Annotated in this window: 8 protein-coding genes; all 8 read left to right on the top strand. The window is 44.7% G+C overall.

The features are described from left to right. The coding region (locus tag MFF04_RS22155) for a hypothetical protein (protein ID WP_212944463.1) at positions 1 to 506 on the top strand (506 nt) is incomplete at its 5' end. Between the two features lie 8 nt (positions 507 to 514). Beyond that, on the top strand, positions 515 to 1,501 hold the full coding sequence (locus MFF04_RS22150) for a Minor spike protein (protein ID WP_000466547.1): 987 nt from the start codon (positions 515 to 517) through the stop codon (positions 1,499 to 1,501). A gap of 9 nt (positions 1,502 to 1,510) precedes the next feature. Then, positions 1,511 to 3,106 (top strand): replication endonuclease, encoded by a 1,596-nt coding sequence (locus MFF04_RS22145; RefSeq protein ID WP_021370787.1) that lies wholly within the window; start codon positions 1,511 to 1,513, stop codon positions 3,104 to 3,106. Beyond that, on the top strand, positions 3,039 to 3,191 hold the full coding sequence (locus tag MFF04_RS22140) for a hypothetical protein (RefSeq protein WP_435988044.1): 153 nt from the start codon (positions 3,039 to 3,041) through the stop codon (positions 3,189 to 3,191). The genes MFF04_RS22145 and MFF04_RS22140 overlap by 68 nt, the downstream gene beginning before the upstream one ends. Then, positions 3,124 to 3,363, top strand: a complete 240-nt coding sequence (locus MFF04_RS22135) for a phage DNA packaging protein C (RefSeq protein WP_016670801.1) — start codon at positions 3,124 to 3,126, stop codon at positions 3,361 to 3,363. Before MFF04_RS22140 ends, MFF04_RS22135 begins: the two co-directional genes overlap by 68 nt. After that, the gene (locus tag MFF04_RS22130; protein WP_000084700.1) at positions 3,360 to 3,818 is read left to right on the top strand and encodes a scaffolding protein D; all 459 of its coding nucleotides are present in this window, start codon (positions 3,360 to 3,362) and stop codon (positions 3,816 to 3,818) included. Before MFF04_RS22135 ends, MFF04_RS22130 begins: the two co-directional genes overlap by 4 nt. Next, the gene (locus MFF04_RS22125) at positions 3,818 to 3,934 is read left to right on the top strand and encodes a phage DNA packaging protein J (protein ID WP_000033471.1); all 117 of its coding nucleotides are present in this window, start codon (positions 3,818 to 3,820) and stop codon (positions 3,932 to 3,934) included. Before MFF04_RS22130 ends, MFF04_RS22125 begins: the two co-directional genes overlap by 1 nt. Positions 3,935 to 3,970: 36 nt before the next feature. Further along, positions 3,971 to 5,254 carry a major capsid protein gene (locus MFF04_RS22120; protein WP_000065572.1) on the top strand — a complete coding sequence of 428 codons (1,284 nt, stop codon included), beginning with the start codon at positions 3,971 to 3,973 and terminating at the stop codon, positions 5,252 to 5,254. Positions 5,255 to 5,386: the final 132 nt, after the last annotated feature.

Genomic DNA, 5,386 nt, shown 5'->3' with positions numbered 1-5,386 from the left:
GCCATAATTCAAACTTTTTTTCTGATAAGCTGGTTCTCACTTCTGTTACTCCAGCTTCTTCGGCACCTGTTTTACAGACACCTAAAGCTACATCGTCAACGTTATATTTTGATAGTTTGACGGTTAATGCTGGTAATGGTGGTTTTCTTCATTGCATTCAGATGGATACATCTGTCAACGCCGCTAATCAGGTTGTTTCTGTTGGTGCTGATATTGCTTTTGATGCCGACCCTAAATTTTTTGCCTGTTTGGTTCGCTTTGAGTCTTCTTCGGTTCCGACTACCCTCCCGACTGCCTATGATGTTTATCCTTTGGATGGTCGCCATGATGGTGGTTATTATACCGTCAAGGACTGTGTGACTATTGACGTCCTTCCCCGTACGCCGGGCAATAATGTTTATGTTGGTTTCATGGTTTGGTCTAACTTTACCGCTACTAAATGCCGCGGATTGGTTTCGCTGAATCAGGTTATTAAAGAGATTATTTGTCTCCAGCCACTTAAGTGAGGTGATTTATGTTTGGTGCTATTGCTGGCGGTATTGCTTCTGCTCTTGCTGGTGGCGCCATGTCTAAATTGTTTGGAGGCGGTCAAAAAGCCGCCTCCGGTGGCATTCAAGGTGATGTGCTTGCTACCGATAACAATACTGTAGGCATGGGTGATGCTGGTATTAAATCTGCCATTCAAGGCTCTAATGTTCCTAACCCTGATGAGGCCGTCCCTAGTTTTGTTTCTGGTGCTATGGCTAAAGCTGGTAAAGGACTTCTTGAAGGTACGTTGCAGGCTGGCACTTCTGCCGTTTCTGATAAGTTGCTTGATTTGGTTGGACTTGGTGGCAAGTCTGCCGCTGATAAAGGAAAGGATACTCGTGATTATCTTGCTGCTGCATTTCCTGAGCTTAATGCTTGGGAGCGTGCTGGTGCTGATGCTTCCTCTGCTGGTATGGTTGACGCCGGATTTGAGAATCAAAAAGAGCTTACTAAAATGCAACTGGACAATCAGAAAGAGATTGCCGAGATGCAAAATGAGACTCAAAAAGAGATTGCTGGCATTCAGTCGGCGACTTCACGCCAGAATACGAAAGACCAGGTATATGCACAAAATGAGATGCTTGCTTATCAACAGAAGGAGTCTACTGCTCGCGTTGCGTCTATTATGGAAAACACCAATCTTTCCAAGCAACAGCAGGTTTCCGAGATTATGCGCCAAATGCTTACTCAAGCTCAAACGGCTGGTCAGTATTTTACCAATGACCAAATCAAAGAAATGACTCGCAAGGTTAGTGCTGAGGTTGACTTAGTTCATCAGCAAACGCAGAATCAGCGGTATGGCTCTTCTCATATTGGCGCTACTGCAAAGGATATTTCTAATGTCGTCACTGATGCTGCTTCTGGTGTGGTTGATATTTTTCATGGTATTGATAAAGCTGTTGCCGATACTTGGAACAATTTCTGGAAAGACGGTAAAGCTGATGGTATTGGCTCTAATTTGTCTAGGAAATAACCGTCAGGATTGACACCCTCCCAATTGTATGTTTTCATGCCTCCAAATCTTGGAGGCTTTTTTATGGTTCGTTCTTATTACCCTTCTGAATGTCACGCTGATTATTTTGACTTTGAGCGTATCGAGGCTCTTAAACCTGCTATTGAGGCTTGTGGCATTTCTACTCTTTCTCAATCCCCAATGCTTGGCTTCCATAAGCAGATGGATAACCGCATCAAGCTCTTGGAAGAGATTCTGTCTTTTCGTATGCAGGGCGTTGAGTTCGATAATGGTGATATGTATGTTGACGGCCATAAGGCTGCTTCTGACGTTCGTGATGAGTTTGTATCTGTTACTGAGAAGTTAATGGATGAATTGGCACAATGCTACAATGTGCTCCCCCAACTTGATATTAATAACACTATAGACCACCGCCCCGAAGGGGACGAAAAATGGTTTTTAGAGAACGAGAAGACGGTTACGCAGTTTTGCCGCAAGCTGGCTGCTGAACGCCCTCTTAAGGATATTCGCGATGAGTATAATTACCCCAAAAAGAAAGGTATTAAGGATGAGTGTTCAAGATTGCTGGAGGCCTCCACTATGAAATCGCGTAGAGGCTTTGCTATTCAGCGTTTGATGAATGCAATGCGACAGGCTCATGCTGATGGTTGGTTTATCGTTTTTGACACTCTCACGTTGGCTGACGACCGATTAGAGGCGTTTTATGATAATCCCAATGCTTTGCGTGACTATTTTCGTGATATTGGTCGTATGGTTCTTGCTGCCGAGGGTCGCAAGGCTAATGATTCACACGCCGACTGCTATCAGTATTTTTGTGTGCCTGAGTATGGTACAGCTAATGGCCGTCTTCATTTCCATGCGGTGCACTTTATGCGGACACTTCCTACAGGTAGCGTTGACCCTAATTTTGGTCGTCGGGTACGCAATCGCCGCCAGTTAAATAGCTTGCAAAATACGTGGCCTTATGGTTACAGTATGCCCATCGCAGTTCGCTACACGCAGGACGCTTTTTCACGTTCTGGTTGGTTGTGGCCTGTTGATGCTAAAGGTGAGCCGCTTAAAGCTACCAGTTATATGGCTGTTGGTTTCTATGTGGCTAAATACGTTAACAAAAAGTCAGATATGGACCTTGCTGCTAAAGGTCTAGGAGCTAAAGAATGGAACAACTCACTAAAAACCAAGCTGTCGCTACTTCCCAAGAAGCTGTTCAGAATCAGAATGAGCCGCAACTTCGGGATGAAAATGCTCACAATGACAAATCTGTCCACGGAGTGCTTAATCCAACTTACCAAGCTGGGTTACGACGCGACGCCGTTCAACCAGATATTGAAGCAGAACGCAAAAAGAGAGATGAGATTGAGGCTGGGAAAAGTTACTGTAGCCGACGTTTTGGCGGCGCAACCTGTGACGACAAATCTGCTCAAATTTATGCGCGCTTCGATAAAAATGATTGGCGTATCCAACCTGCAGAGTTTTATCGCTTCCATGACGCAGAAGTTAACACTTTCGGATATTTCTGATGAGTCGAAAAATTATCTTGATAAAGCAGGAATTACTACTGCTTGTTTACGAATTAAATCGAAGTGGACTGCTGGCGGAAAATGAGAAAATTCGACCTATCCTTGCGCAGCTCGAGAAGCTCTTACTTTGCGACCTTTCGCCATCAACTAACGATTCTGTCAAAAACTGACGCGTTGGATGAGGAGAAGTGGCTTAATATGCTTGGCACGTTCGTCAAGGACTGGTTTAGATATGAGTCACATTTTGTTCATGGTAGAGATTCTCTTGTTGACATTTTAAAAGAGCGTGGATTACTATCTGAGTCCGATGCTGTTCAACCACTAATAGGTAAGAAATCATGAGTCAAGTTACTGAACAATCCGTACGTTTCCAGACCGCTTTGGCCTCTATTAAGCTCATTCAGGCTTCTGCCGTTTTGGATTTAACCGAAGATGATTTCGATTTTCTGACGAGTAACAAAGTTTGGATTGCTACTGACCGCTCTCGTGCTCGTCGCTGCGTTGAGGCTTGCGTTTATGGTACGCTGGACTTTGTAGGATACCCTCGCTTTCCTGCTCCTGTTGAGTTTATTGCTGCCGTCATTGCTTATTATGTTCATCCCGTCAACATTCAAACGGCCTGTCTCATCATGGAAGGCGCTGAATTTACGGAAAACATTATTAATGGCGTCGAGCGTCCGGTTAAAGCCGCTGAATTGTTCGCGTTTACCTTGCGTGTACGCGCAGGAAACACTGACGTTCTTACTGACGCAGAAGAAAACGTGCGTCAAAAATTACGTGCAGAAGGAGTGATGTAATGTCTAAAGGTAAAAAACGTTCTGGCGCTCGCCCTGGTCGTCCGCAGCCGTTGCGAGGTACTAAAGGCAAGCGTAAAGGCGCTCGTCTTTGGTATGTAGGTGGTCAACAATTTTAATTGCAGGGGCTTCGGCCCCTTACTTGAGGATAAATTATGTCTAATATTCAAACTGGCGCCGAGCGTATGCCGCATGACCTTTCCCATCTTGGCTTCCTTGCTGGTCAGATTGGTCGTCTTATTACCATTTCAACTACTCCGGTTATCGCTGGCGACTCCTTCGAGATGGACGCCGTTGGCGCTCTCCGTCTTTCTCCATTGCGTCGTGGCCTTGCTATTGACTCTACTGTAGACATTTTTACTTTTTATGTCCCTCATCGTCACGTTTATGGTGAACAGTGGATTAAGTTCATGAAGGATGGTGTTAATGCCACTCCTCTCCCGACTGTTAACACTACTGGTTATATTGACCATGCCGCTTTTCTTGGCACGATTAACCCTGATACCAATAAAATCCCTAAGCATTTGTTTCAGGGTTATTTGAATATCTATAACAACTATTTTAAAGCGCCGTGGATGCCTGACCGTACCGAGGCTAACCCTAATGAGCTTAATCAAGATGATGCTCGTTATGGTTTCCGTTGCTGCCATCTCAAAAACATTTGGACTGCTCCGCTTCCTCCTGAGACTGAGCTTTCTCGCCAAATGACGACTTCTACCACATCTATTGACATTATGGGTCTGCAAGCTGCTTATGCTAATTTGCATACTGACCAAGAACGTGATTACTTCATGCAGCGTTACCATGATGTTATTTCTTCATTTGGAGGTAAAACCTCTTATGACGCTGACAACCGTCCTTTACTTGTCATGCGCTCTAATCTCTGGGCATCTGGCTATGATGTTGATGGAACTGACCAAACGTCGTTAGGCCAGTTTTCTGGTCGTGTTCAACAGACCTATAAACATTCTGTGCCGCGTTTCTTTGTTCCTGAGCATGGCACTATGTTTACTCTTGCGCTTGTTCGTTTTCCGCCTACTGCGACTAAAGAGATTCAGTACCTTAACGCTAAAGGTGCTTTGACTTATACCGATATTGCTGGCGACCCTGTTTTGTATGGCAACTTGCCGCCGCGTGAAATTTCTATGAAGGATGTTTTCCGTTCTGGTGATTCGTCTAAGAAGTTTAAGATTGCTGAGGGTCAGTGGTATCGTTATGCGCCTTCGTATGTTTCTCCTGCTTATCACCTTCTTGAAGGCTTCCCATTCATTCAGGAACCGCCTTCTGGTGATTTGCAAGAACGCGTACTTATTCGCCACCATGATTATGACCAGTGTTTCCAGTCCGTTCAGTTGTTGCAGTGGAATAGTCAGGTTAAATTTAATGTGACCGTTTATCGCAATCTGCCGACCACTCGCGATTCAATCATGACTTCGTGATAAAAGATTGAGTGTGAGGTTATAACGCCGAAGCGGTAAAAATTTTAATTTTTGCCGCTGAGGGGTTGACCAAGCGAAGCGCGGTAGGTTTTCTGCTTAGGAGTTTAATCATGTTTCAGACTTTTATTTCTC

This window comes from Methylobacterium jeotgali, from assembly GCF_022179345.1.
GTDB classification, from domain to species: Bacteria; Pseudomonadota; Alphaproteobacteria; order Rhizobiales; family Beijerinckiaceae; genus Methylobacterium; species Methylobacterium jeotgali.
The sequence above is the reverse complement of the archived record's forward strand: the minus strand, read 5'-3'. Positions and strand labels throughout refer to the sequence as shown.

Coding starts and splice junctions, on each gene's coding strand:
- MFF04_RS22150 (WP_000466547.1), top strand. CDS start 515: ATGTTTGGTGCTATTGCTGGCGGTATTGCTTCTGCTCTTGCTGGTGGC.
- MFF04_RS22130 (WP_000084700.1), top strand. CDS start 3,360: ATGAGTCAAGTTACTGAACAATCCGTACGTTTCCAGACCGCTTTGGCC.
- MFF04_RS22125 (WP_000033471.1), top strand. CDS start 3,818: ATGTCTAAAGGTAAAAAACGTTCTGGCGCTCGCCCTGGTCGTCCGCAG.
- MFF04_RS22120 (WP_000065572.1), top strand. CDS start 3,971: ATGTCTAATATTCAAACTGGCGCCGAGCGTATGCCGCATGACCTTTCC.